Source organism: Serratia sp. CY84636, assembly GCF_052166245.1.
GTDB classification, from domain to species: domain Bacteria; phylum Pseudomonadota; class Gammaproteobacteria; order Enterobacterales; family Enterobacteriaceae; genus Serratia; species Serratia nevei.
Genome location: NZ_JBJNOX010000001.1, coordinates 300,525 through 320,214 on the forward strand (window position 1 = coordinate 300,525; position 19,690 = coordinate 320,214).

Below are 19,690 nucleotides of genomic sequence, written 5' to 3' on the forward strand. Positions count from 1 at the left end.
TGCGTCCAGGCGACAAACGTGAGAAACCCCAGGAGCTTAGATAACTAAGTGACTGGGGTTCGAACGTGCAGCCAACAACGATGCGGCTGGAAAGACGAAGGGTATATCAGTACAGCAGGGAGTACAGCTGGCGGCGATACTTAGCGGCCAGCGCGTCGCCGGTGCCGAGCGCGGCCAGAATGTCCATCAGGGTCTTGCGCGCGTTGCCGTTGGCGGCGGCCAGATCTTTCTTCAGATGCCCCATCAGCAGCTCTAGCGCTTCTTCGTTACGCCCGACCTGATGCAGCTGCAGCGCCAGCTGCACTGCCAGCTCGACGTTGTCCGGCTGCTGCTGCACCTGCTGTTGCAGCTGTTGGATTTCCGGGGTGTCCGCCGCCTGCTTCAACAGTTCAATCTGCGCCACCAGGCCCTGATAGCGGGTATCGCGATCCTGCAGCGGGATGGTTGCCAGCACCGCTTCGGCGTCTTCACTGCGGCTGAGCGCGATCTGGGTTTCAGCCAGCGTCAGGCCGATGTCGCTGCGCTGTTGGCTGCTCTGCCAGGCGTCTTTCAGCAGCGGCAGCGCTTCGGCGGCGTTGCCGGCGGCCAGCAGTTCCTGCGCCTGCGCCAGTTTCAGATCTTCTTCCTTCGGCAGGAAACGCTGCAGCAGGTCGCGGATCGCTTCTTCCGGCTGCGGGCCCTGGAAGCCGTCGACCGGCTGGCCGTCTTTGAACAGATAAACCGTCGGGATAGAACGCAGCCCGAACTGGGAGGCGATCATCTGCTCGGCGTCGCAGTCCACCTTGGCCAGAATGAACTGACCGGCGTATTCCGCCGCCAGCTTGTCCAGCACCGGCGTGAGCTGCAGGCAGTGTTGGCTGCGCTCGGACCAGAAGTAGAACAGCACCGGAATGGACATCGATTGTTCCAGCGTCTGGTGCAGGTTAGTTTCGTTAATATCAACAACAGCTTGAGCTAGCATCTCTTTTTCTCTCTGATCGTGCGGAGCCATGGGGTGTAGATGGGGGCGCGCCGCCATTCTTCAACCCCGACGGGCGAATTAAGCGTTGCTGCGCAGCAGCCAATCCAGGCAGCGGCCCGGCAAAATGCGGCGCAGCACGCTCATGGCGTGCGCCAGCAGGGTCACCGGGTAGCGCAATTTGGCGCGCGGGCTTTCCAGCGCGTGGCGCAATTTGGGCAGAATGGCCTCCGGCGTCAACGTCAGGCGTTTGGCGATACCGGGGTTATGCACCGGCTTGTCGCTCTGCGCCTGGTTGACGTTCTGGCTAAAGTGGGTGGATATCGGCCCCGGCTCGATCAGGCTGACCTGAATGCCGCTGCCGTGCAGCTCCATGCGCAGCGCGTCCGACCAGGCTTCCAGCGCGAACTTGCTGGCGGCGTAGGCGCCGCGCCCGGCGCTGGAGACCAGCCCCATCACCGAGCTGGTCTGGATAATGCGCCCTTCGCCGTGCGGCAGCATTGCCGGCAACAGCAGCTGGGTCAGCTGGTGGGTGCCGAACAGGTTGGTGGCGAACTGTCGCTCCAGCTGGCTGCGCGAAATGCGGCTGAGCGGGCCGTAAACGCCGAAGCCGCCGTTGTTGAACAGGCCGTACAGGCGGCCGCCGGTCAGCGCGATCACCTCGGCGGCGGCGCGCTCGACGCTGGCGCTGTCGTCCAGATCCAGCTCGATGCCTTCCAGCCCGAGCTGGCGCATGTTTTCCACGTCCTGCGGTTTGCGGCAGGCGGCCAGCACCCGATAGCCGCGGTTGCGCAGATCCTGCGCCGCAATCAGTCCAATCCCGCTGGAGCAGCCGGTTATCAATACTGCTTTTTGCATAACTTTACCTAGTGTACGACCCTAATTTAGTTAGACTCATGTTTTACTAGCGGTTCCAGGCGCTCCGCCATCCAGGTGGCGATAAACGGCTGGGCGTCCCCATTGGGGTGCAATCCGTCATCCTGCATCCATTCCGGCTTCACCACCACCTGTTCCATATAGAACGGCAGCAGCGGAATGTTGAACTGCTTGGCCAGCGCCGGGTAAACGGCGCTGAACGCTTCGGTATAGCGGCGGCCGTAGTTCGGCGGGATGCGGATCTGCATCAGCAGCGGCTGTGCGCCGGCCTGCTGCACCTGTGTGATGATCTGGCCGAGATCGCGCTGTACGTCCTGCGCCGGGAAACCGCGCAGGCCGTCGTTGGCGCCCAGCTCGATCAGCACCCAGCGCGGCTGATGCTGTTTCAGCAGCGCGGGCAGACGCGCCAGCCCCTGTGCGGCGGTGTCGCCGCTGATGCTGGCGTTGACCAGCTGTGGCGCGCCCGGTTTTTTCTGCCACTGTTCGGCCAACAGCGTCGGCCAGGCCCGCTCGATCGGCAGGCGGTAGCCGGCGCTTAAACTGTCGCCCAAAATCAACAAGGTATCGGCGGCGACAGCGCGTAAACTGAATAATCCCAACAGCAAAAGGAAGGGAAGATGCCAGCGGAAAACGTTCTTGAAGTTCATCATCTTAGTAAACACGTTGGTCAGGGTGAGCATCAGCTCACCATCCTTACCGGAGTCGAGCTGCTTGTCAAACCCGCGCAGACGATCGCCCTGATCGGCGAATCCGGATCGGGGAAATCGACCCTGCTGGGCATTTTGGCCGGGCTGGATGACGGCAGCGAGGGCGAGGTGCGCCTGCTCGGCGAGTCGTTGACCGCGTTGGACGAAGAGGGCCGCGCCGCGCTGCGCGCCAGGAACGTCGGCTTCGTGTTTCAGTCGTTCATGCTGGTGCCGACGCTGAACGCGCTGGAAAACGTGCAGCTGCCGGCGCTGCTGCGCGGCGAGAGCGACAGGCAAAGCCGCGAGCAGGCGGTGCAGCTGCTGGAACAGCTGGGATTGGGCAAACGGCTCGATCACCTGCCGGCGCAGCTGTCCGGCGGCGAGCAGCAGCGCGTGGCGCTGGCGCGCGCCTTCAGCGGCCGGCCGCGGGTGCTGTTCGCCGATGAACCGACCGGCAACCTCGATCGCCAAACCGGCGATCGCATCGCCGATCTGTTGTTCTCTCTCAACCGCGATTTTGACACCACCCTGATCCTGGTGACCCATGATGAAACCCTGGCGGCGCGCTGCCAGCGGCGGCTGCGGCTGCGCGAAGGCAAGCTGTGGGAGGAAGCATGATCTGGCGCTGGTTCTGGCGCGAATGGCGCTCGCCGTCGCTGCTGATCGTTTGGCTGGCGCTGACGCTCTCCGTGGCCTGCGTGCTGGCGCTGGGCAGCATCAGCGATCGCATGGACAAAGGGCTCAGCCAACAGAGCCGCGACTTTATCGCCGGCGATCGGGTGCTGCGCAGCGCGCATCCGGTGCCGGAAGGCTGGCTGCTGGACGCGCAGCAGCAGGGGCTGAAACTTAGCCGTCAGCTGTCGTTCACCACCATGACCTATGCCGGCGATCGGCCGCAGCTGGCGGACGTGAAAGCCACCGATCTGGCCTATCCGCTGTACGGCAAGCTGGAAACGCGCCCGGCCAACATCAAGCCCGAACCGGGCAGCGTGCTGGTGGCACCGCGTCTGCTGGCGCTGCTGAACGTGAAAGTCGGGGATTCGCTCGAGGTGGGCGACACCACGTTGCGCATCGCCGGCGAAATCATTCAGGAGCCGGACGCCGGCTTCAACCCGTTCCAGACCGCGCCGCGCATCATGATCAACCTGGCGGACGTCGATAAGACCGGCGCGGTGCAGCCGGGCAGTCGCCTGACCTACCGCTACATGTTCACCGGCGCCGAGCCGGATATTCAACGTTACGAAGAACGGCTGACGCCGCAGTTGACGCCGGATCAGCGCTGGTTCGGGCTGCAGGAGTCCGGCAGCGCGCTCGGCAAGTCTCTGCAGCGATCCCAACAGTTCCTGCTGTTGTCGGCCCTGCTGACGCTGCTGTTGTCGATCGCCGCCGTGGCGGTGGCGATGAGCCACTATTGCCGCAGCCGCTACGATCTGATCGCGGTGCTGAAAACCCTCGGCGCCGGGCGCGGCGCGCTGCGTAAGCTGATCGTCGGCCAGTGGCTGGCGGTGATGGCGCTGGCGGCGGTGTGCGGCGGGGCGATCGGGCTGGCGTTCGAAGCGCTGTTGATTCGCCTGCTGAAACCGGTGTTACCGGCCGCATTGCCTGCCGCCGGCGCCTGGCCGTGGCTGTGGGCGCTCGGCGCGCTGGTGCTGATTTCACTGCTGGTCGGGCTGCGGCCGTACCGTCAGCTGCTGGCTACCCAACCGCTGCGGGTGCTGCGCCGCGATGTAGTGGCCAACGTCTGGCCGCTGCGCTACTTCCTGCCGGTGACGGCGGCGGTCGTGGTGGCGCTGCTGGTGACGCTGATGGGGGCCAGCACGCTGCTGTGGGCGATCCTGGCCGGTATGGCGGTGCTGGCGCTGCTGCTGGGCGGCATCGGCTGGGGCAGCCTGCTGTTGCTGCGCCGCATCACGCTCAAGAGCCTGGCGCTGCGGCTGGCGGTTAACCGCCTGCTGCATCAGCCGTGGGTGACCATCAGCCAGCTGGCGGCATTTTCGCTGTCGTTCATGCTGTTGGCGCTGCTGTTGGTGCTGCGCGGCGATCTGCTCGAACGCTGGCAGCAACAGCTGCCGCCGGACAGCCCGAACTATTTCCTGCTCAACATGACCGAGGCGCAGGTGCCGCAGGTGAAAACCTTCCTGCAGCAGCACCAGATCAAGCCGGAAACCTATTATCCGATCGTCCGGGTGCGCCTGACCGAGATAAACCAGCAGCTGGCGACCGAGCGGGTGCATGAAGACGATCCGGGCGGCGAGGCGGTGAACCGCGAGCTGAACCTGACCTGGCTGGCCGATCTGCCGGATCATAATCCGCTGGTGGCGGGCAGCTGGCCGCCGAAAAGCGGCGAAGTCTCGATGGATGAAGGCATTGCCGGGCGGCTGAAGATCAAGCTGGGCGACACGCTGACCTTCAGCGGCGATACCCAGGCGTTCAGCGCCAAGGTCACCAGCCTGCGCCAGGTGGATTGGGAGAGCCTGAAGCCGAACTTTTACTTTATCTTCCCGCCGGGCGCGCTGGACGGCCAGCCGCAGACCTGGCTCACCAGCTTCCGCTACGACGGCGACGGCCAGATGCTGACCCAACTCAACCGTCAGTTCCCGACGCTCAGTCTGCTGGACATCGGCGCGATCCTGAAACAGGTCGGCGGCGTGCTGCAGCAGGTCAGCCGCGCGCTGGAGGTGATGGTGGTGCTGGTGGTGCTGTGTGGCGGCCTATTGCTGCTGGCGCAGGTGCAGGTCGGCATGCGTCAACGCCGCCAGGAGCTGGTGGTGTACCGTACGCTGGGGGCCGGCAAACGGCTGCTGCGCCGCACGTTGTGGTGCGAGTTCGCCCTGCTGGGGCTGGTGGCGGGCATCGCGGCGGCGGTGGGCGCCGAGGCGGCGCTGTGGCTGTTGCAGAGCCGGGTGTTCGACTTCCCGTGGACGCCGACGCCGGTGCTGTGGTGGGCGTTGCCGCTGGCCAGCGCGCTGCTGCTGTCGCTGTGCGGCGGCTGGCTGGGCGTGCGCCTGCTGCGCGGCCGGGCGCTGTTCCGCAGTTATGAGGGCTAGTTGATATCGAGGCAGGTAGCGGCCGAAAAGGGTGAATCTCTTTGATCCGGGCAGGGGACTCAGTAAGCGGCGGGCATTTTCCCCGCCGCTTACCTTAATAGAGTTTTGAATGCTTATTAACTGTGAAATCTTCATTTATTAAGTAGTAGTAGTTAAAACAATCTTCGAATGAAAACCCTCCTGTTTTTTGACAGTATTTCGTTATTCTACCTTTTTTATTGCTGAGGGATTGGCTTGTCATTGTCATTAGTAATGTTATTACGTTTCGGTTGAATATATCGTTGTGGTTAGAGATAAAAGAATCAGGTACTGAAATGAAATCTATAGGATCGTTGTCGAAACAAGGGAGTCTATCATGGTGATATTGTTCTTTCTGGTGCAGGGTACGGGTACAATAAGAATTAAATTTCCATGGTCCGATAATGCCGGAATTGATAGCTTCCGGTATCAATTGCTCAATGTCTAACAGGTCTTCTTTTTTTGATATTTGCGCGGGAATATGGTACTGAGATGTCCTGGTGTCGCTCACGGTGTGTTCTTTATTATACATGTAACCCGTGGTAAACATTTTAAAGTTGCCTACCGTTATATCGTCAAGATCCTGCTCTTTTATTTTATATTTTACCCCGAAGTAATCTCTTTCTATCTCTACCTGTGACCATCTTATATTTTTGCCAAAAAACTGACCTACCGGGAATGCCACGTTGGTAGGGATATCAGCGCGAGAACTGATGACATACATCAGTGACGGCATGGGTTTTCCTTGAGCGCCCAGTCTCATGCTGCTCTCTTTTAAAAGGAGGGCTTGGTTTGCTTCTACCGCAGGGTTTAAAAGAATCAAGCCGTCGCCAAAGGATTTCAATGCATTATTATTTTCAGCTGTTCTCATTCTCTCCAGCAGGTTATCGTTCAAAGCGGAAAGTAAAATATCGGCACCAAAGCTGTGTCCCACTGTGAGCATAAAATTATTGTTATTTTTACCAACGATTGATTCCAGCTTGATGAGAAAATCTTTTACTCCATTGCGGCCCACCTCTTCTGCCACGGATTTACGATCCCAAAAAGTGAGATTTTCAAACTCTGCGCCATGAAAACTCATTCCGCGCCAGCCAATGTAGATCCCCAATAGCTTTCTTTTTCCTATTATCCTCGGGGCAGCAACGTAGGCGAGCGTTTTTTGGAAATTTTTTACATTTTTATCAAGTACGGATGCATTATGCTTCCAGCCATGGATAAACACGATGACACCAACGTCTTCTTTCTCCTCCATATGCGCTATATTTGATAAAAGCTGCGCTGTTTGCTGTGGAGAAAAATCATGGCCGCGCTCACTAAATTCGATAAACCCCAAATCATAGCCGGTGTGTCTCTCATAGTTACTGCCACACCCTCTCCAGTGGTCGCATTTTTTCCCATCGGAAGTACGAAATGGCGCATTGGCCACACATCCGCTTAGCATTAAAATGAGTATGAGGAATATAAGCTTCATTTTGTCACTCCGGAAGATATCAGTGGTTCAGTTGTTGCTCAGACCTTTTGGATGGTTATTTTTAGAATGAATGGGTGTGTATCTATTTGGATGTTTATAGTAATGACTGGTTTTTTATAATTTTCATTATGTTGCTTATTTTAGGCTTACAGAGTCCTCATGCTCTTATTTAATTCTCATGTGTAGAGTAAATTTAGCTCTTGATTTTATTTTTTCAAATTAGAATGATGCAGATTGATAATGCAATGATTAAATGTTGGCGTTCGTCTTATTTTTGATGTTTTATTCAATATCTCATGCCGATATTGCTCATTGTTTATATATATTATGCTGTTGATAAATGACGCTATCGGGCGGTTTTTTTGATTGTACCAGGCCTAAAAAAGGGTTCAGCCAAAGCTGAACCCTTTTACTTTTGGCGGCGGCGCTTTAGGCCAGCTTCTGCTGTGCCCAGGCCAGCCCGCTTTGGTATTCGCCCGGCAGCAGCGGCGCCAGCGCCTGCAGCGCCTGGCGCAGATCGGCGGCGCTCGGGTCGTTCAGATTGAGGTGGCCGACCTTGCGGCCCGGGCGCACCTCTTTCTCATACCAGTGCAGATGCACCAGCGGCAGCGACAGCCACTGTTCGTTGACGGCGGTGCCGATCAGGTTGACCATCACCGACGGCGTGCTCACCACCGGCTGCGGCAACGGCAGGCCAAGGATGGCGCGCAGATGTAACTCGAACTGACTGATGGACGCGCCGTTTTGCGTCCAGTGGCCGCTGTTGTGCACGCGCGGTGCCAGTTCGTTGATCAGCAGCCGATCGCCGACGATAAAGCACTCCATCGCCATCACGCCGACGTAGTTCAGCTCGTTCAGGATCGCCGCCAGCATCTGCTCGGCCTGTTGCTGCAGCGCCGGGTTGGGCTGCGGCAGCGCCACGCTAGTGCGCAGGATGCCGTCTTCATGCAGGTTGTGGGTCAGCGGGTAGAATACCGAACGGCCGTCGTGGCCGCGCGCGCCCACCAGCGACACTTCGCCGGAGAAATTGATGCCTTGCTCGACGATGCACTCGCCATAGGCGTCGGCCGGCAGTTCGGCTTCCTGGCCCGGGCGCAAGCGCCATTGGCCGCGGCCGTCATAGCCGCCGACCCGGCGTTTGACGATCGCCAGCTCGCCCAGCGAAGCGAATACCTGCGGCCATTCGGCGGCGCTCGCCAGCAGCTGCCACGGCGCGGTCGCCAGGCCGAGCTGGTCGAGCAGCTGTTTTTGCGTCAGGCGATCGGCCAGGCGCGGGAAGATGTCGCGGTTGACGAAGGCGCTGTGGGTCGCCAGCTCGCGCGTTAGCGCGGTTTCCGGCCAGCGTTCGATCTCGGCGGTAATGACGCTGTTCTGATACGGCACCGCCTCGGGCTCGGCATCGATGCCGACGGGGTAAACGGCGATGCCCAGCGGTTCGCCGGCCTGGCGCAGCATGCGCCCCAGCTGGCCGTTGCCCAGTACGCAAACTGGCTTCATGCGTCCTCCCGCGGATCGGGGTGGTTCAATACCTCTTCGGTCTGCGCCCGACGCCAGTCCGCCAAACGCTGCGCCAGCGCGGAGTCGTGCAGCGCCAGGATCTGCATCGCCAGCAGCCCGGCGTTGGCGGCGCCAGCTTTGCCGATCGCCAGCGTGCCCACCGGAATGCCGCGCGGCATCTGTACGATGGAGTACAGGCTGTCTACGCCGCTCAGCGCGGCGCTTTGCACCGGCACACCCAGCACCGGCACCAGGGTTTTCGCCGCCAGCATGCCCGGCAGGTGCGCCGCACCGCCGGCGCCGGCGATGATCACGTCAAAGCCGTTGGCGGTAGCCTGCTCGGCGAAGCTGAACAGCTTGTCCGGCGTACGGTGGGCGGAAACGACTTCGACATGGAAGGGGACTTCGAGCTGGGTCAGGACTTCGGCGGCGAACTGCATGGTGGCCCAGTCACTTTTCGATCCCATTACAATTGCGATTTTCGCCCCGGTAGTGGCGGCTGAAGCGGCGTTGGCTCCCATGGGTGTAAGGCTCCTGTGATTTGTCTGGCGTCGGCTGAGGGCCGAATGAGGGCGTAGAGCATACCATGAGCGCACGGCGAGGAAAACGGTTGCGTCGCCGGTTTTCACCGCCGAAAGCGCGAATTTTCACTCGCGCGCCAGTCCGGGGCTCAGAATGGGAATTGGATCAGCTCGACGGCGTCGGCGCTGACTTTGACCATCGATCCTTCGACGTGCCAGGCGCCCAGCACCGCGCGATGGGCTTCGCCGTTGCTCAACGCCAGCCGGTGCACCGCCGGGCGATGGGTATGGCCGTGGATCATCCAGTGCACGTCGTGGCGCAGCATCGTCTGTTCGACTGCCTGCGGGTTGACGTCCATGATGGCTTCCGACTTGTACTGGTTGGATTGCTGGCTGCGGGCGCGCATGTTGGCGGCGATCTTCAGTCGCCAGCGCAGCGGCAGCGCCAGGAACAATTTTTGAATCAGCGGGTTGTGCACTTTACGGCGGAATTGCTGATAGGCCTGATCGTCGGTGCACAGGGTGTCGCCGTGCAGGATCAGGATCCTGCGGCCGTACAGCTCCAGCACTTTCTCTTCCGGCAGCAGCTGCATGCCGCTGGCGCGGGCGAAGCGCTTGCCGAGCAGAAAATCGCGGTTGCCGTGGATGAAGTAGCAGGGCACGCCGGCCTGTTGCAGCGCTTTCAGCGCCGCGGCGATCTCCGCGTGCAGCGGCTCGGGATCGTCGTCGCCGATCCAGGCTTCAAACAGGTCGCCGAGGATGTACAGCGCGTCGGCGTGAACTGCTTCGCGCCGTAAAAAACGCAGAAAACCGGCAGTGATTGCCGGTTCCTGTGCGCACAAGTGCAGATCTGCGATGAACAGCGTACTCATGCAGCCGCGATTACTCGCTGACGGTCACGCTGTTGATCACGACGTCTTCTACCGGTACGTCCTGGTGCATGCCGCTGCGGCCGGTTTTCACGCCTTTGATTTTGTTGACCACGTCCATGCCTTCAACCACTTCAGCGAACACGCAGTAGCCCCAGCCCTGCACGTTTTCGCCGCGGAAGTTCAGGAAGTCGTTGTCAGCCACGTTGATGAAGAACTGTGCGGTGGCGGAGTGCGGATCGTTGGTGCGCGCCATTGCCAGGGTGCCGATGGTGTTTTTCAGACCGTTGTTGGCTTCGTTCTTGATGGTCGCGTTGGTCGCTTTCTGGTTCATGCCCGGCTCGAAACCGCCGCCCTGGATCATGAAGCCGTTGATCACACGGTGGAAGATGGTGTTGTCGTAGAAACCGGCGCGGCAGTAGTTCAGGAAGTTTTCAACGGTAACCGGCGCTTTGTCAGCAAAGGTCTTGATAACGATATCGCCGTGATTGGTGTGGAAAGTAACCATAGTTTTAATCCTAACAAGGTGAAGTGAGACGTCACGTAAAGCGAGTGAACATTCAGACCGCCCTTATAACATATCCGCCCCAGCGAGTCAGCAGCGGCTCAACCGTGCACTGTCTGTGGTAATTGTATTTATGTTATATTATAACAATTGCGCCAGCCGCCGAATTTCGCGCATTTTATTCGCGTGAAATCAGCAAAGCATGGCCTTAACCTTGCAATAGATCAGGCTTCAGGTTTCAATACGCTACCGGGCGGAAAACCTGAAGCCCGGTTATCTTTTTTGTTATCACGCACACCACGGAATCTCCCGATGCTAAAGATTTTTAATACCCTGAGTCGTCAAAAAGAGGAATTCAAACCCATTCATGCCGGGAAAGTGGGCATGTACGTGTGCGGGGTAACCATCTATGACCTGTGTCACATCGGCCACGGTCGTACCTTTGTCGCTTTCGACGTGGTGGCGCGTTACCTGCGCTACCTCGGCTATTCGCTGAACTACGTGCGCAACGTCACCGACGTGGACGACAAAATCATCCGCCGCGCGGCGGAAAATCATGAAACCTGCGACCAGCTGACCGAACGCATGCTGGCGGAAATGCACGCCGACTTCGACGCGCTGCTGATCGACCGCCCGGATCAAGAGCCGCGCGCGACCCAGCACATCGCCGAGATCATCGAGATCACCCAGCGCCTGATCGATCGCGATCACGCCTATGTGGCCAGCAACGGTGACGTGATGTTCTCCATCGACAGCGATCCGCAATACGGGCTGCTGTCGCGCCAGGATCTGGATCAGCTTCAGGCCGGCGCGCGCGTAGAGATCGACGATGTGAAGCGCAACCCGATGGACTTCGTGCTGTGGAAGATGTCCAAACCGGGCGAGCCAAGCTGGCAGTCGCCGTGGGGGCCGGGCCGTCCGGGCTGGCACATCGAATGCTCCGCCATGAACTGCAAGCAGCTGGGCACCCACTTCGATATCCACGGCGGCGGTTCCGATCTGATGTTCCCGCATCACGAGAACGAGATCGCACAGTCGAGCTGCGCCCACGACGGCCCGTACGTCAATTACTGGATGCACTCCGGCATGGTGATGATCGACAAAGAGAAAATGTCCAAATCGCTGGATAACTTCTTCACCATTCGCGACGTGCTCGGCCATTACGATGCGGAGACGGTGCGTTACTTCCTGATGTCCGGCCACTATCGCAGCCAGCTGAACTACAGCGAAGAGAACCTCAAACAGGCGCGCACCGCGCTGGAGCGCCTCTATACCGCGCTGCGCGGCACCGATGCCGACGCCGCGCCGGCCGGCGGCGAAGCGTTCGAAGCCCGCTTCCGCGAAGCGATGGACGACGACTTCAACACCCCGGAAGCCTATTCGGCGCTGTTCGATCTGGCGCGCGAGGTTAACCGCCTCAAGGGTGAAGACATGGCGGCGGCCAACGGCATGGCGGCGGAACTGCGTAAGCTGGCGAACGTGCTCGGCCTGCTGCAGCAGGAGCCGGAGCAGTTCCTGCAAGGGGGCGCTCAGGTTGACGACGGCGAAGTGGCGGAGATCGAAGCGCTGATCAAACAGCGTAACGAAGCGCGCGCCGCCAAGGACTGGGCGCTGGCGGATGCCGCTCGCGATCGGTTGAACGAGATGAACATCGTGCTGGAAGACGGCCCGCAGGGCACGACCTGGCGCCGCAAGTAATCCGGCCGCAGGGAAAAACAAAAAAGGCGCTGAATTCAGCGCCTTTTTCTATGGCTGCGGGTTAGGGTTTAACCGTGACCTTGCCGCCGTTGAATTCCACCACCTGATCGGCGACGATCTTGCAGCGTTTGCGGGTTTCGACCTTGCCGTCGACTTTCACCTGCCCTTCGGCGATGACTTCTTTGGCGGCGCCGCCGCTTTCACACCAGCCCTGGAACTTCAGCAGATCGCACAGTTCGACGTGGGGATGATTGTCCAGATTGAAAATTTCCATACTGCCTTACTTATTTAGGTTGAACGTCGTGATATTCCTCGCAGGCCTGCAAGGTATTTTGGATCAGTGTAGCAACGGTCATCGGGCCGACGCCACCCGGCACTGGGGTGATGTAGGCGGCGCGCTCGCTGGCGGCGTCGAAATCGACATCGCCCACCACTTTACCGCTTTCCAGACGGTTGATGCCGACGTCCACCACGATGGCGCCCGGTTTGATCCAGTCGCCCGGAATGAAGCCCGGCTTACCGACCGCCACCACCAGCAGATCGGCGTTCTCGACGTGATGACGCAGATTCTTGGTGAAGCGGTGGGTGACGGTGGTGGTGCAGCCGGCCAGCAGCAGCTCCATGCTCATCGGACGGCCGACGATGTTGGAAGCGCCGACCACCACGGCGTTCAGGCCGTAGGTATCGATGTTATAACGCTCCAGCAGGGTGACGATGCCGCGCGGCGTGCACGGGCGCAGTTTAGGCGCGCGTTGGCACAGGCGGCCGACGTTGTACGGGTGGAAGCCGTCGACGTCTTTGTCCGGGTGGATGCGTTCCAGCACCTTGACGTTATCGATGCCGGCCGGCAGCGGCAGCTGCACCAGAATACCGTCGATTTCCTCATCGGCGTTCAGCTGGTCGATCAACGCCAGCAGCTCGGCTTCACTGGTGGCAGCGGGCAGATCGTAGGAGCGGGAAAGGAAGCCGACTTCATCGCAGGCGCGGCGCTTGCTGGCGACGTAAATTTGCGAAGCCGGGTTCTCGCCGACCAGCACAACCGCCAGCCCTGGGGCGCGTTTGCCGGCCGCCAGACGTTGTTTCACTTGCTCAGCCACTTCGTTTCTAACCTGCTGCGCAATCGTTTTACCATCAATAATCTTTGCTGACATCAGTGTGGAAATCCATCAATTAAGAAAAGCGGGGATGCCGCTATTCTGGCAGAAGCTGAGCGCGCTGTCAGGCGCAGAATCACCCTCGTGGCCGTTGCCGACGCCGATTTACGCTTTTTTTATGCCGGCCTCAGGATCCTCTACGTCATTTTTACCTGTATTTGGATACGCTGGGGCTGTTCACAGGGCGAAAGAGGGCAGGATCATGAGAGCGATAACCCGGCTTTACCCGTTGCATCATCAGCCTGACGAGCAACCGACGGAGCCTAAACAGGTGGGGGAAACGGTGTTCGATTCTTCACTGCATCCGGCGGATAGCGCGCAACTCACCGCGCTGCATCAGCTCGGCAAGCATGAGGCGGCGCCGTCGTGGCGGGCACGCCTGAATACGCTGTGGCGGAAGTTATGCGCATGAAGGGCTGCGCCTGGGCAGGCTGCACGCTGTTGCTGGTTTGGGCATCGGGGAGCCAGGCTTCTTTAAACAGCGCCCGCCCAGACGCCACACTGGGGGAAAGGGGGGCGGTGACCTGCAACGCGCGGGTGGTTGAGCACGCCGATTGGGGCGACATCGCCGCAGTCGTGCAGTCCGCTCGCCTTTGCCGGTGGAGGGAGGATGGGCGGCGGTGGTCTGAACGCGCGCCGATTTACGTAGGTGTCGGCCTGGTTCAGCATGGCGGCGCTCGGTTGACGGGAACCCTCGCCGCGCGGGCGCTGGCGGAAAAAACGCCATAAAGCACGGCCGCCGCCGTAACGTCATGAAAAGGCATTGACTCGCTAACCTCTGACCGTATAATCCCAACCCGCAGCCGCAGGTTGCCGCATCTCAATGCGCCCTTAGCTCAGTTGGATAGAGCAACGGCCTTCTAAGCCGTAGGTCATAGGTTCGAATCCTATAGGGCGTGCCATTACTCCCTTGATTTTCTTCCCCCTACTCGTTCCCTTGAAAACTCGACTGCGTAACCCGTACTCCCGTTGGCTCGCCGCTGAGCGTCGTGCTATGTTCATGCGCTAACTTTCAGTCAGTGGCAGAGTGAAAAATGCAAAGCTTATTCGTATACGGCACCCTGGGGCCGGGCAGACCCAACGCGCACATCATGGAAACCATCGGCGGCAGCTGGGAAGAAGGCAGCGTTGGCGGATCGCTGCTTAACGAAGGCTGGGGCGCCGAGATGGGCTATCCAGGCATCGTGTTGGATAACAGCGGCAATCGGGTGAAAGGTTTTCTGTTCCGTTCAGCGAATCTCGTCAACCACTGGCCGACTCTCGATGCGTTCGAAGGCGAGGGGTATGAACGGATAGCGGTGAGCGTCACCACCGCCGGCGGCGAAACCGTCGATTCGTTTATCTACATGTTGAAGAAATGATACGAGCCGCCTCGCCGAATGAGTGCGAGGCGCTCGACCCGCCGGCAATTGAACTTTCGTTTATTTTGCCGCGCTACAATAGGCGAAAATTTCCCCATGGAGCCTATCGTGCGCAAATCCAGATTCCTGCTCGTGACCTTGCTGTGCCTGTGCGCGGCCGCCGTGCTGTACGTGATGGCTTACCGAGCGCTGGGGCATTATCTCAGCGACGGCGAGAAGGCCTACCCGGATATCAGCGTTGAAATCCGCTGAGAGTCGTGCGGCGCCGCGGTGACTGTGCCGATTTTTTCGTACTGATTTACCCGCCATTTACCCGCCGTCGGCAATGATGACGCTGCGTCTCCACACTGTGTGGTTCTCTTGGGCGGAATGCGGTTATGTCACTGCAACAGGTTTCGAATGCCTCTTTGAGCAACAACGGCTTAAAGGGCATCAGTTACAAACATTACGCGTTGGCGATCGTGGCGTTTTCGGCGATCGTGCGGTTTATTTCCTTAACGGATCGGTACTTTTGGTGTGATGAAGCCTCCAGCGTGCTGACCAGTCGCTATGATGTGGGCGCTTTGCTGTACCACGCTTCCTTCGACGTTCACCCACCGCTTTATTATCTGTTGCTGCATGCCTGGATGGTACTGTTTGGCGACGGCATCATGGCCGCCCGCTCGCTGAGCCTGGTGTTTGGCGTGGCGACGGTAGCGCTGGCGATGCGCTTTACCCGTTGGTTGGCCAGCGAGCGGGCGGCGCTGATAGCGGGATGGTTGATGGCAATCATGCCGATGGCGGTGCGTTACAGCCAGGAGGCGCGCATGTACGCGCTGATGGGGATGCTGGCGATCGCCGCCGCCATGGTGCTGGCTAAGTGGCTGAAAACGCCGGATAACCGCCGCTATCTGGCGCTGTATGCGCTGTTGATGACGCTGAGCTTTTATACCCATTACTTCACCATTTTCACGCTGATCGCCCACTGGCTGGTGGTATTGGCGCTGTCATGCCGCCGAGAAGGCGTACGTTACATCAAGCAGCCGGCGTGGTGGCTGGCCAATGTGGCGATTGGGGGGGCCTACATTCCCTGGCTGCTGGTGTTGTTCAATCTTCTGGCGCATATCGCCGAACTGCGGGTCGGCGGCGACGTCGGTTGGATCCCTCAGGTTTCCTGGGGCGATCTGCCGGCAATGTATTGGCGTTTTCTCACCGGCCATGACGGCAGCAACTATCCCACGGCGATTCTCTGGCTGCTGCCGGCGATGTTTATCGCGTTGTGCGCGCTGCTGCTGAAACGGCGCGCGATGCCAAGGACATTCTCGCTGCTGCTGCTTGGTGGCATTTTGATCCCAGTGACGCTGGTATTCGCCATTTCCTGGCGCACGCCGCTGTTTGTCGATCGCTACCTCTATTCCGCCGCGCTCGGCATTCCGCTGGTGTTGGGCGTGCTGATCGCCGGAACGAAAAGCCGGGTGCGCGGGATCTCTTTGCTGTTGTTCTTCAGCCTGCTGTTCGGCTGCGGCGTGCGTAACGACTACCCGGTCGAGAAAGATGAGTTCAAGGTGATGGTGCACTATATCAACAGCCACTATCAGCCTAACGATGCGGTGGTGGTCAGCAACATGTTCAACTACCTGAGCTACGTGTATTACAACAAGAAGGGCTATCGCGCCCTGCTGTATACCCCGGCCAGGCCCAACGGCATTTCGGGCAAGCCCAATGCCTATGGCTTCGGCACCTTTTTCCACGATCGGGCGGCGCAGACCTATGTCGATAAGCTCAGCGTTTTATCGAAAGGCCATCGCCGGGTCTGGCTGGTCAGCGGCGGGGATTTCAATCAGGACTTCGGCCGTTCGCCGCCGGGGTGGGTCAATACCGGCACCTTCAAGAGCGGCGGCTTCGAATCGCGTCTGTTCGTGGTGCGTTGAGAAAAATGTCATATTTCCCATTCGGCGTTACATCTGGCCGAGCAAACTTACGCGGGGATGACAGTTCTATACATTGGGATTGGTACTGTAGCTCTACCCGATGATGTTGTGTGTTATCCATTCCCTGTAGTGTATTACCCCATCCCTGTTAAGTTTATCCCGCCTTGCGCGGGATTTTTTTTATCTGCGCCGGGCGAGATGCACGCCGCCGGTCATGATGTTGCGGGTGGCTGGCAGGGCGAGAAAATCGTGCGGGAATCCCAGCTCGATGGCGCTGAGATCGTCCAATCGTCGCCAATGATCTTCCGCCAGCGCCACCTTCAATGCGCCGAGGTTATCTTCCAATTGCGCCAGGGTTCGGGCGCCGACGATCGGCGCGGTGACCATCGGGTGACGCAGTGTCCAGGCCAGCGCGATTTGTGATGGGGAATATCCAGTCTCATCAGCTATCTGGTTGACGGCGTCGGCGATATCAAGATTGTGTGCGTTCAATGTCCCCTTGGCGCGCACGGCTTCACGCCGAGAGCCCGCTTCATCGGGCGACGGTTGCAGATCCTGCCGCCGGTATTTGCCGCTTAATACGCCGCCGGCCAGCGGCGACCAAGGGATCACGCCCATCCCCAATTCTTGCGCCATCGGCATCAGCTCGCGTTCGACGGTGCGCTCCAGCAGACTGTACTCGATTTGCAGAGCGATCAGCGGCGACCAGCCACGCAGGTCCGCCAGCATTTGCATTCTCGACGCCTGCCAGGCGGGAAGGTCCGATACTGCTACATACAGCACTTTTCCGGCGCGTACCAAATCGTCCATGGCGCGCATGATCTCTTCCACCGACGTGGTGAAATCCCAGGCGTGCAGATAGAGCAGGTCGATGTAATCGGTATTGAGCCGTTGCAGGCTTCCCTCCACCGATCGCAGCATGCTTTTGCGGTGATTGCCGCCGGAATTGGGATCGTCCGGCTGCATCGGCAGGGTGTATTTGGTGGCGATCACCAACCGATCGCGGCGCCCGGCGGCGAATTCCCCCACGAAACGTTCGGCGCTGCCCTCGGTATAGCGGTTGGCGGTATCGATAAAGTTGCCGCCGCGTTCGACATAAACGTCAAACAGACGGCGGGCTTCGGCCAGTTCGGCGCCCCAGCCCCAGTCGGCACCGAAGGTCATGGTGCCCAGCGCCAGCGGTGAAACGCGCAGGCCGGAACGGCCCAATAAACGATAGTGATCCAGCGATAGTGACGTGTTCATAGGCATTCTCCCGTATAGGTAGCGTCTACGGTAGCGCCCGCAGGTTGTTTAAGGAATGCGCTATAATCTTCATGAATTATTAAGGAGGGAGAGCATAATGAGGGGCAGTGATTTCGCCGAGTTGCGCGCCTTTGCCGCGATTGTTGAGCACGGCGGTTTCGCTCGCGCCGCTGCACATTTGGGCATGTCCGCTTCGGCGCTCAGCCAAACGCTGCGCAACCTGGAGGCGCGTTTGGGTGTGCGTTTACTGAATCGCACCACTCGCAGTGTGGCGCTGACTGAAGCCGGAAGACAGATGTTGGCGCGCCTGACGCCCGCGATGGCCGAGATTGACGCGGCGGTGGCGCAGGCGGTCGAGCAACGCCAGAACCCCTCGGGTCTTTTGCGGCTTAATGTAACCCGCGTGGCGGCGTTACATTTTCTGGCGCCTTTGATCGCGCCGTTTCATCATCAATATCCTGATATTACGCTCGATCTCAATGTTGAGGAGCGGTTGGTGGATATCGTTGCCGGCGGTTTTGACGCCGGCGTGCGGCTGCACGAGAAACTGGCGAAAGATATGGTGGCGGTCAAGCTGGGCGGGGAGGTGCGGATGCGCGTCGTTGCTTCACCGGCGTATTTGGCGCGTCACGGCCGGCCGTCAACACCAGGCGATCTGCATCGACATCGCTGCTTGAATTACCGCTGGCCGACCAACGGCAGTTTGTATCGCTGGGAGTTTGAGTGCGACGGTGAAAAGCAGGAGATCGCCGTGGAAGGGCCGGTGATAGTCGATGAGCCGGAAGTCTTGGTGCGGGCTGCGATGGATGGGGCAGGCATTGCCTACCTGTTTGAGCAACAAATTGCCGCCGGTTTGGCCGATGGCCGGTTGTTGCCGCTGCTCGATGCCTGGACGCCGCCGTTCCCCGGTTTCTATCTGTACTATCCGGCAAACCGCCAAATGCCGCGCCCGCTGCGTGCTTTTATCGACTTCGCCCGTCAACAGGCAGAGCAGGGCGCATAACGCGATTTTTTTGAATAACACCGTCAGTTTTATTCGGTATTCAGCCGCTGCGCGCTTGATTAGATTGAACGCGAGAGGGGCGCCGTCGGCGCCTTTGTGCAATGAGTGGAGAATTTCTATGGCGAAGACAGTAGTGGTGTTTCATTCCGGCTACGGCCATACCGAGCGTTTGGCGAAAGTGGTGGCGGAAGGCGCCGGGGCGGCACTGATCGCCATCGACCAGAACGGTGATATCAGCGACGAAGCCTGGCAGACGCTGGATGAGGCGGACGCCATCATCTTTGGTTCGCCGACCTATATGGGCGGCCCATCCTGGCAGTTCAAGAAATTCGCCGACGCCAGCTCCAAGGCCTGGTTCGGCCGCAAGTGGCAGGACAAAGTGTTTGGCGGCTTTACCAACAGCGCCAGCCTGAACGGCGACAAGCAGGTCACGTTGATCGCGCTGCAGACGCTGGCTTCGCAACATGGCGGCCTGTGGGTCAGCCTGGGGCTGCTGCCGGCCAACACCAAATCGGCGCAGCGCACCGACGTCAATAACCTGGGCGGTTCGGTGGGGCTGCTGGTGCAGACCCCGGCGGATGCCGGCGTGGATGAGATGCTGTCGGGCGATCTGGCGACCGCCAAGCTCTATGGCCAGCGCGTAGCGGGTTTTGCCGCCAAACTGGCGTAAGGTCTTCCGTGCGGAGAGGGCAGTGACGCGACTGAACGGACGCCGCGTTCATTTTCTCTGCACAATTGGCGTGTAAGCTGCGAAATGTTATTAGCCTGCTTGGGCTAACACTGCATTTCGTACAAATATTCCCGGTTCCTAGGCCGGGTTTTTTGTTGCTAAGGTCTGCTTAAGCTTTCACCGCTATACTGCGCGGCAGCA

20 protein-coding genes and 1 tRNA gene are annotated in these 19,690 nt (G+C 59.5%); 10 read left to right on the forward strand and 11 right to left on the reverse strand.

Annotation, left to right across the window (positions count from 1 at the left end; translation table 11 throughout):
- Positions 1-106: 106 nt before the first annotated feature.
- From ACJ8QI_RS01505 to tesA, 3 genes are all read right to left on the reverse strand, one after another.
- Positions 107-961 (reverse strand): co-chaperone YbbN, encoded by an 855-nt coding sequence (locus ACJ8QI_RS01505; protein WP_025160052.1) that lies wholly within the window; start codon positions 959-961, stop codon positions 107-109.
- Between the two features lie 78 nt (positions 962-1,039).
- A complete protein-coding gene (locus ACJ8QI_RS01510) occupies positions 1,040-1,816 on the reverse strand; it encodes an SDR family oxidoreductase (RefSeq protein WP_442531985.1) in 777 nt (258 codons plus the stop codon).
- Positions 1,817-1,842: 26 nt separating this feature from the next.
- Positions 1,843-2,481 carry a multifunctional acyl-CoA thioesterase I/protease I/lysophospholipase L1 gene (gene tesA, locus ACJ8QI_RS01515; RefSeq protein ID WP_164268474.1) on the reverse strand — a complete coding sequence of 213 codons (639 nt, stop codon included), beginning with the start codon at positions 2,479-2,481 and terminating at the stop codon, positions 1,843-1,845.
- Here tesA and ybbA point away from each other — a divergent pair.
- Positions 2,452-3,138 carry a putative ABC transporter ATP-binding protein YbbA gene (gene ybbA / locus ACJ8QI_RS01520; protein WP_004940192.1) on the forward strand — a complete coding sequence of 229 codons (687 nt, stop codon included), beginning with the start codon at positions 2,452-2,454 and terminating at the stop codon, positions 3,136-3,138. The genes tesA and ybbA overlap by 30 nt on opposite strands.
- A complete protein-coding gene (gene ybbP, locus ACJ8QI_RS01525; protein ID WP_442531986.1) occupies positions 3,135-5,567 on the forward strand; it encodes a putative ABC transporter permease subunit YbbP in 2,433 nt (810 codons plus the stop codon). The genes ybbA and ybbP overlap by 4 nt, the downstream gene beginning before the upstream one ends.
- 94 nt (positions 5,568-5,661) lie before the next feature.
- Here ybbP and ACJ8QI_RS01530 read toward each other — a convergent pair whose 3' ends face one another.
- From ACJ8QI_RS01530 to ppiB, 5 genes are all read right to left on the reverse strand, one after another.
- On the reverse strand, positions 5,662-7,056 hold the full coding sequence (locus tag ACJ8QI_RS01530; protein ID WP_442531987.1) for a hypothetical protein: 1,395 nt from the start codon (positions 7,054-7,056) through the stop codon (positions 5,662-5,664).
- 429 nt (positions 7,057-7,485) lie between these two features.
- Positions 7,486-8,553 carry a 5-(carboxyamino)imidazole ribonucleotide synthase gene (gene purK / locus ACJ8QI_RS01535; RefSeq protein ID WP_043146773.1) on the reverse strand — a complete coding sequence of 356 codons (1,068 nt, stop codon included), beginning with the start codon at positions 8,551-8,553 and terminating at the stop codon, positions 7,486-7,488.
- Positions 8,550-9,074 (reverse strand): 5-(carboxyamino)imidazole ribonucleotide mutase, encoded by a 525-nt coding sequence (gene purE, locus ACJ8QI_RS01540; protein ID WP_073529319.1) that lies wholly within the window; start codon positions 9,072-9,074, stop codon positions 8,550-8,552. The genes purK and purE overlap by 4 nt, the downstream gene beginning before the upstream one ends.
- Positions 9,075-9,223: 149 nt before the next feature.
- Positions 9,224-9,946, reverse strand: coding sequence for a UDP-2,3-diacylglucosamine diphosphatase (locus ACJ8QI_RS01545; protein ID WP_060440541.1), 723 nt, complete (start codon positions 9,944-9,946; stop codon positions 9,224-9,226).
- A 10-nt stretch (positions 9,947-9,956) separates the two neighbouring features.
- A complete protein-coding gene (gene ppiB / locus ACJ8QI_RS01550) occupies positions 9,957-10,451 on the reverse strand; it encodes a peptidylprolyl isomerase B (RefSeq protein ID WP_004940183.1) in 495 nt (164 codons plus the stop codon).
- 309 nt (positions 10,452-10,760) lie between these two features.
- Here ppiB and cysS point away from each other — a divergent pair, with 309 nt between their 5' ends.
- Positions 10,761-12,146, forward strand: a complete 1,386-nt coding sequence (gene cysS / locus ACJ8QI_RS01555; RefSeq protein ID WP_038875101.1) for a cysteine--tRNA ligase — start codon at positions 10,761-10,763, stop codon at positions 12,144-12,146.
- Positions 12,147-12,207: 61 nt separating this feature from the next.
- On the opposite strand, the gene ybcJ is transcribed toward cysS, so the two are convergent.
- Both ybcJ and folD read right to left on the reverse strand, forming a co-directional pair.
- Entirely contained in the window at positions 12,208-12,420 is a 213-nt protein-coding gene (ybcJ, locus tag ACJ8QI_RS01560) for a ribosome-associated protein YbcJ (RefSeq protein ID WP_049278727.1), read from the reverse strand.
- A 10-nt stretch (positions 12,421-12,430) separates the two neighbouring features.
- Positions 12,431-13,297 (reverse strand): bifunctional methylenetetrahydrofolate dehydrogenase/methenyltetrahydrofolate cyclohydrolase FolD, encoded by an 867-nt coding sequence (gene folD, locus ACJ8QI_RS01565; protein WP_004940177.1) that lies wholly within the window; start codon positions 13,295-13,297, stop codon positions 12,431-12,433.
- Between the two features lie 205 nt (positions 13,298-13,502).
- Here folD and ACJ8QI_RS01570 point away from each other — a divergent pair, with 205 nt between their 5' ends.
- The 5 genes from ACJ8QI_RS01570 to ACJ8QI_RS01590 all read left to right on the forward strand — a co-directional run bounded on the left by ACJ8QI_RS01570 (position 13,503) and on the right by ACJ8QI_RS01590 (position 16,571).
- Positions 13,503-13,712 (forward strand): hypothetical protein, encoded by a 210-nt coding sequence (locus ACJ8QI_RS01570; protein ID WP_442531988.1) that lies wholly within the window; start codon positions 13,503-13,505, stop codon positions 13,710-13,712.
- 413 nt (positions 13,713-14,125) lie between these two features.
- Positions 14,126-14,202, forward strand: a tRNA-Arg gene (locus ACJ8QI_RS01575).
- 132 nt (positions 14,203-14,334) lie between these two features.
- Complete coding sequence (locus ACJ8QI_RS01580) at positions 14,335-14,661, forward strand: gamma-glutamylcyclotransferase family protein (protein WP_442531989.1); 327 nt, start codon at positions 14,335-14,337, stop codon at positions 14,659-14,661.
- 108 nt (positions 14,662-14,769) lie between these two features.
- The gene (locus ACJ8QI_RS01585; RefSeq protein WP_016928795.1) at positions 14,770-14,913 is read left to right on the forward strand and encodes a hypothetical protein; all 144 of its coding nucleotides are present in this window, start codon (positions 14,770-14,772) and stop codon (positions 14,911-14,913) included.
- 125 nt (positions 14,914-15,038) lie between these two features.
- Positions 15,039-16,571, forward strand: coding sequence for a glycosyltransferase family 39 protein (locus ACJ8QI_RS01590; protein ID WP_442531990.1), 1,533 nt, complete (start codon positions 15,039-15,041; stop codon positions 16,569-16,571).
- Positions 16,572-16,751: 180 nt separating this feature from the next.
- On the opposite strand, the gene ACJ8QI_RS01595 is transcribed toward ACJ8QI_RS01590, so the two are convergent.
- Entirely contained in the window at positions 16,752-17,816 is a 1,065-nt protein-coding gene (locus ACJ8QI_RS01595; protein WP_048322375.1) for an aldo/keto reductase, read from the reverse strand.
- A gap of 97 nt (positions 17,817-17,913) precedes the next feature.
- Between ACJ8QI_RS01595 and ACJ8QI_RS01600 the strand changes: the two genes are divergently transcribed.
- Positions 17,914-18,819 carry a LysR family transcriptional regulator gene (locus tag ACJ8QI_RS01600; protein WP_048322376.1) on the forward strand — a complete coding sequence of 302 codons (906 nt, stop codon included), beginning with the start codon at positions 17,914-17,916 and terminating at the stop codon, positions 18,817-18,819.
- A 118-nt stretch (positions 18,820-18,937) separates the two neighbouring features.
- Positions 18,938-19,489, forward strand: coding sequence for a flavodoxin family protein (locus ACJ8QI_RS01605; protein WP_041033835.1), 552 nt, complete (start codon positions 18,938-18,940; stop codon positions 19,487-19,489).
- Positions 19,490-19,690: the final 201 nt, after the last annotated feature.

What these genes read in the sequence shown, in the direction of transcription:
- ACJ8QI_RS01545 (WP_060440541.1), bottom strand. Translation starts at nt 9,946, where the DNA reads ATGAGTACGCTGTTCATCGCAGATCTGCACTTGTGCGCACAGGAACCG.
- ACJ8QI_RS01605 (WP_041033835.1), top strand. Translation starts at nt 18,938, where the DNA reads ATGGCGAAGACAGTAGTGGTGTTTCATTCCGGCTACGGCCATACCGAG.
- ppiB (WP_004940183.1), bottom strand. Translation starts at nt 10,451, where the DNA reads ATGGTTACTTTCCACACCAATCACGGCGATATCGTTATCAAGACCTTT.
- ACJ8QI_RS01590 (WP_442531990.1), top strand. Translation starts at nt 15,039, where the DNA reads ATGTCACTGCAACAGGTTTCGAATGCCTCTTTGAGCAACAACGGCTTA.
- ACJ8QI_RS01505 (WP_025160052.1), bottom strand. Translation starts at nt 961, where the DNA reads ATGCTAGCTCAAGCTGTTGTTGATATTAACGAAACTAACCTGCACCAG.
- ybbA (WP_004940192.1), top strand. Translation starts at nt 2,452, where the DNA reads ATGCCAGCGGAAAACGTTCTTGAAGTTCATCATCTTAGTAAACACGTT.
- cysS (WP_038875101.1), top strand. Translation starts at nt 10,761, where the DNA reads ATGCTAAAGATTTTTAATACCCTGAGTCGTCAAAAAGAGGAATTCAAA.
- ACJ8QI_RS01530 (WP_442531987.1), bottom strand. Translation starts at nt 7,056, where the DNA reads ATGAAGCTTATATTCCTCATACTCATTTTAATGCTAAGCGGATGTGTG.
- tesA (WP_164268474.1), bottom strand. Translation starts at nt 2,481, where the DNA reads ATGAACTTCAAGAACGTTTTCCGCTGGCATCTTCCCTTCCTTTTGCTG.
- purK (WP_043146773.1), bottom strand. Translation starts at nt 8,553, where the DNA reads ATGAAGCCAGTTTGCGTACTGGGCAACGGCCAGCTGGGGCGCATGCTG.
- ACJ8QI_RS01510 (WP_442531985.1), bottom strand. Translation starts at nt 1,816, where the DNA reads ATGCAAAAAGCAGTATTGATAACCGGCTGCTCCAGCGGGATTGGACTG.
- ybcJ (WP_049278727.1), bottom strand. Translation starts at nt 12,420, where the DNA reads ATGGAAATTTTCAATCTGGACAATCATCCCCACGTCGAACTGTGCGAT.
- folD (WP_004940177.1), bottom strand. Translation starts at nt 13,297, where the DNA reads ATGTCAGCAAAGATTATTGATGGTAAAACGATTGCGCAGCAGGTTAGA.
- ACJ8QI_RS01580 (WP_442531989.1), top strand. Translation starts at nt 14,335, where the DNA reads ATGCAAAGCTTATTCGTATACGGCACCCTGGGGCCGGGCAGACCCAAC.
- ACJ8QI_RS01595 (WP_048322375.1), bottom strand. Translation starts at nt 17,816, where the DNA reads ATGAACACGTCACTATCGCTGGATCACTATCGTTTATTGGGCCGTTCC.
- ACJ8QI_RS01570 (WP_442531988.1), top strand. Translation starts at nt 13,503, where the DNA reads ATGAGAGCGATAACCCGGCTTTACCCGTTGCATCATCAGCCTGACGAG.
- ACJ8QI_RS01600 (WP_048322376.1), top strand. Translation starts at nt 17,914, where the DNA reads ATGAGGGGCAGTGATTTCGCCGAGTTGCGCGCCTTTGCCGCGATTGTT.
- ybbP (WP_442531986.1), top strand. Translation starts at nt 3,135, where the DNA reads ATGATCTGGCGCTGGTTCTGGCGCGAATGGCGCTCGCCGTCGCTGCTG.
- purE (WP_073529319.1), bottom strand. Translation starts at nt 9,074, where the DNA reads ATGGGAGCCAACGCCGCTTCAGCCGCCACTACCGGGGCGAAAATCGCA.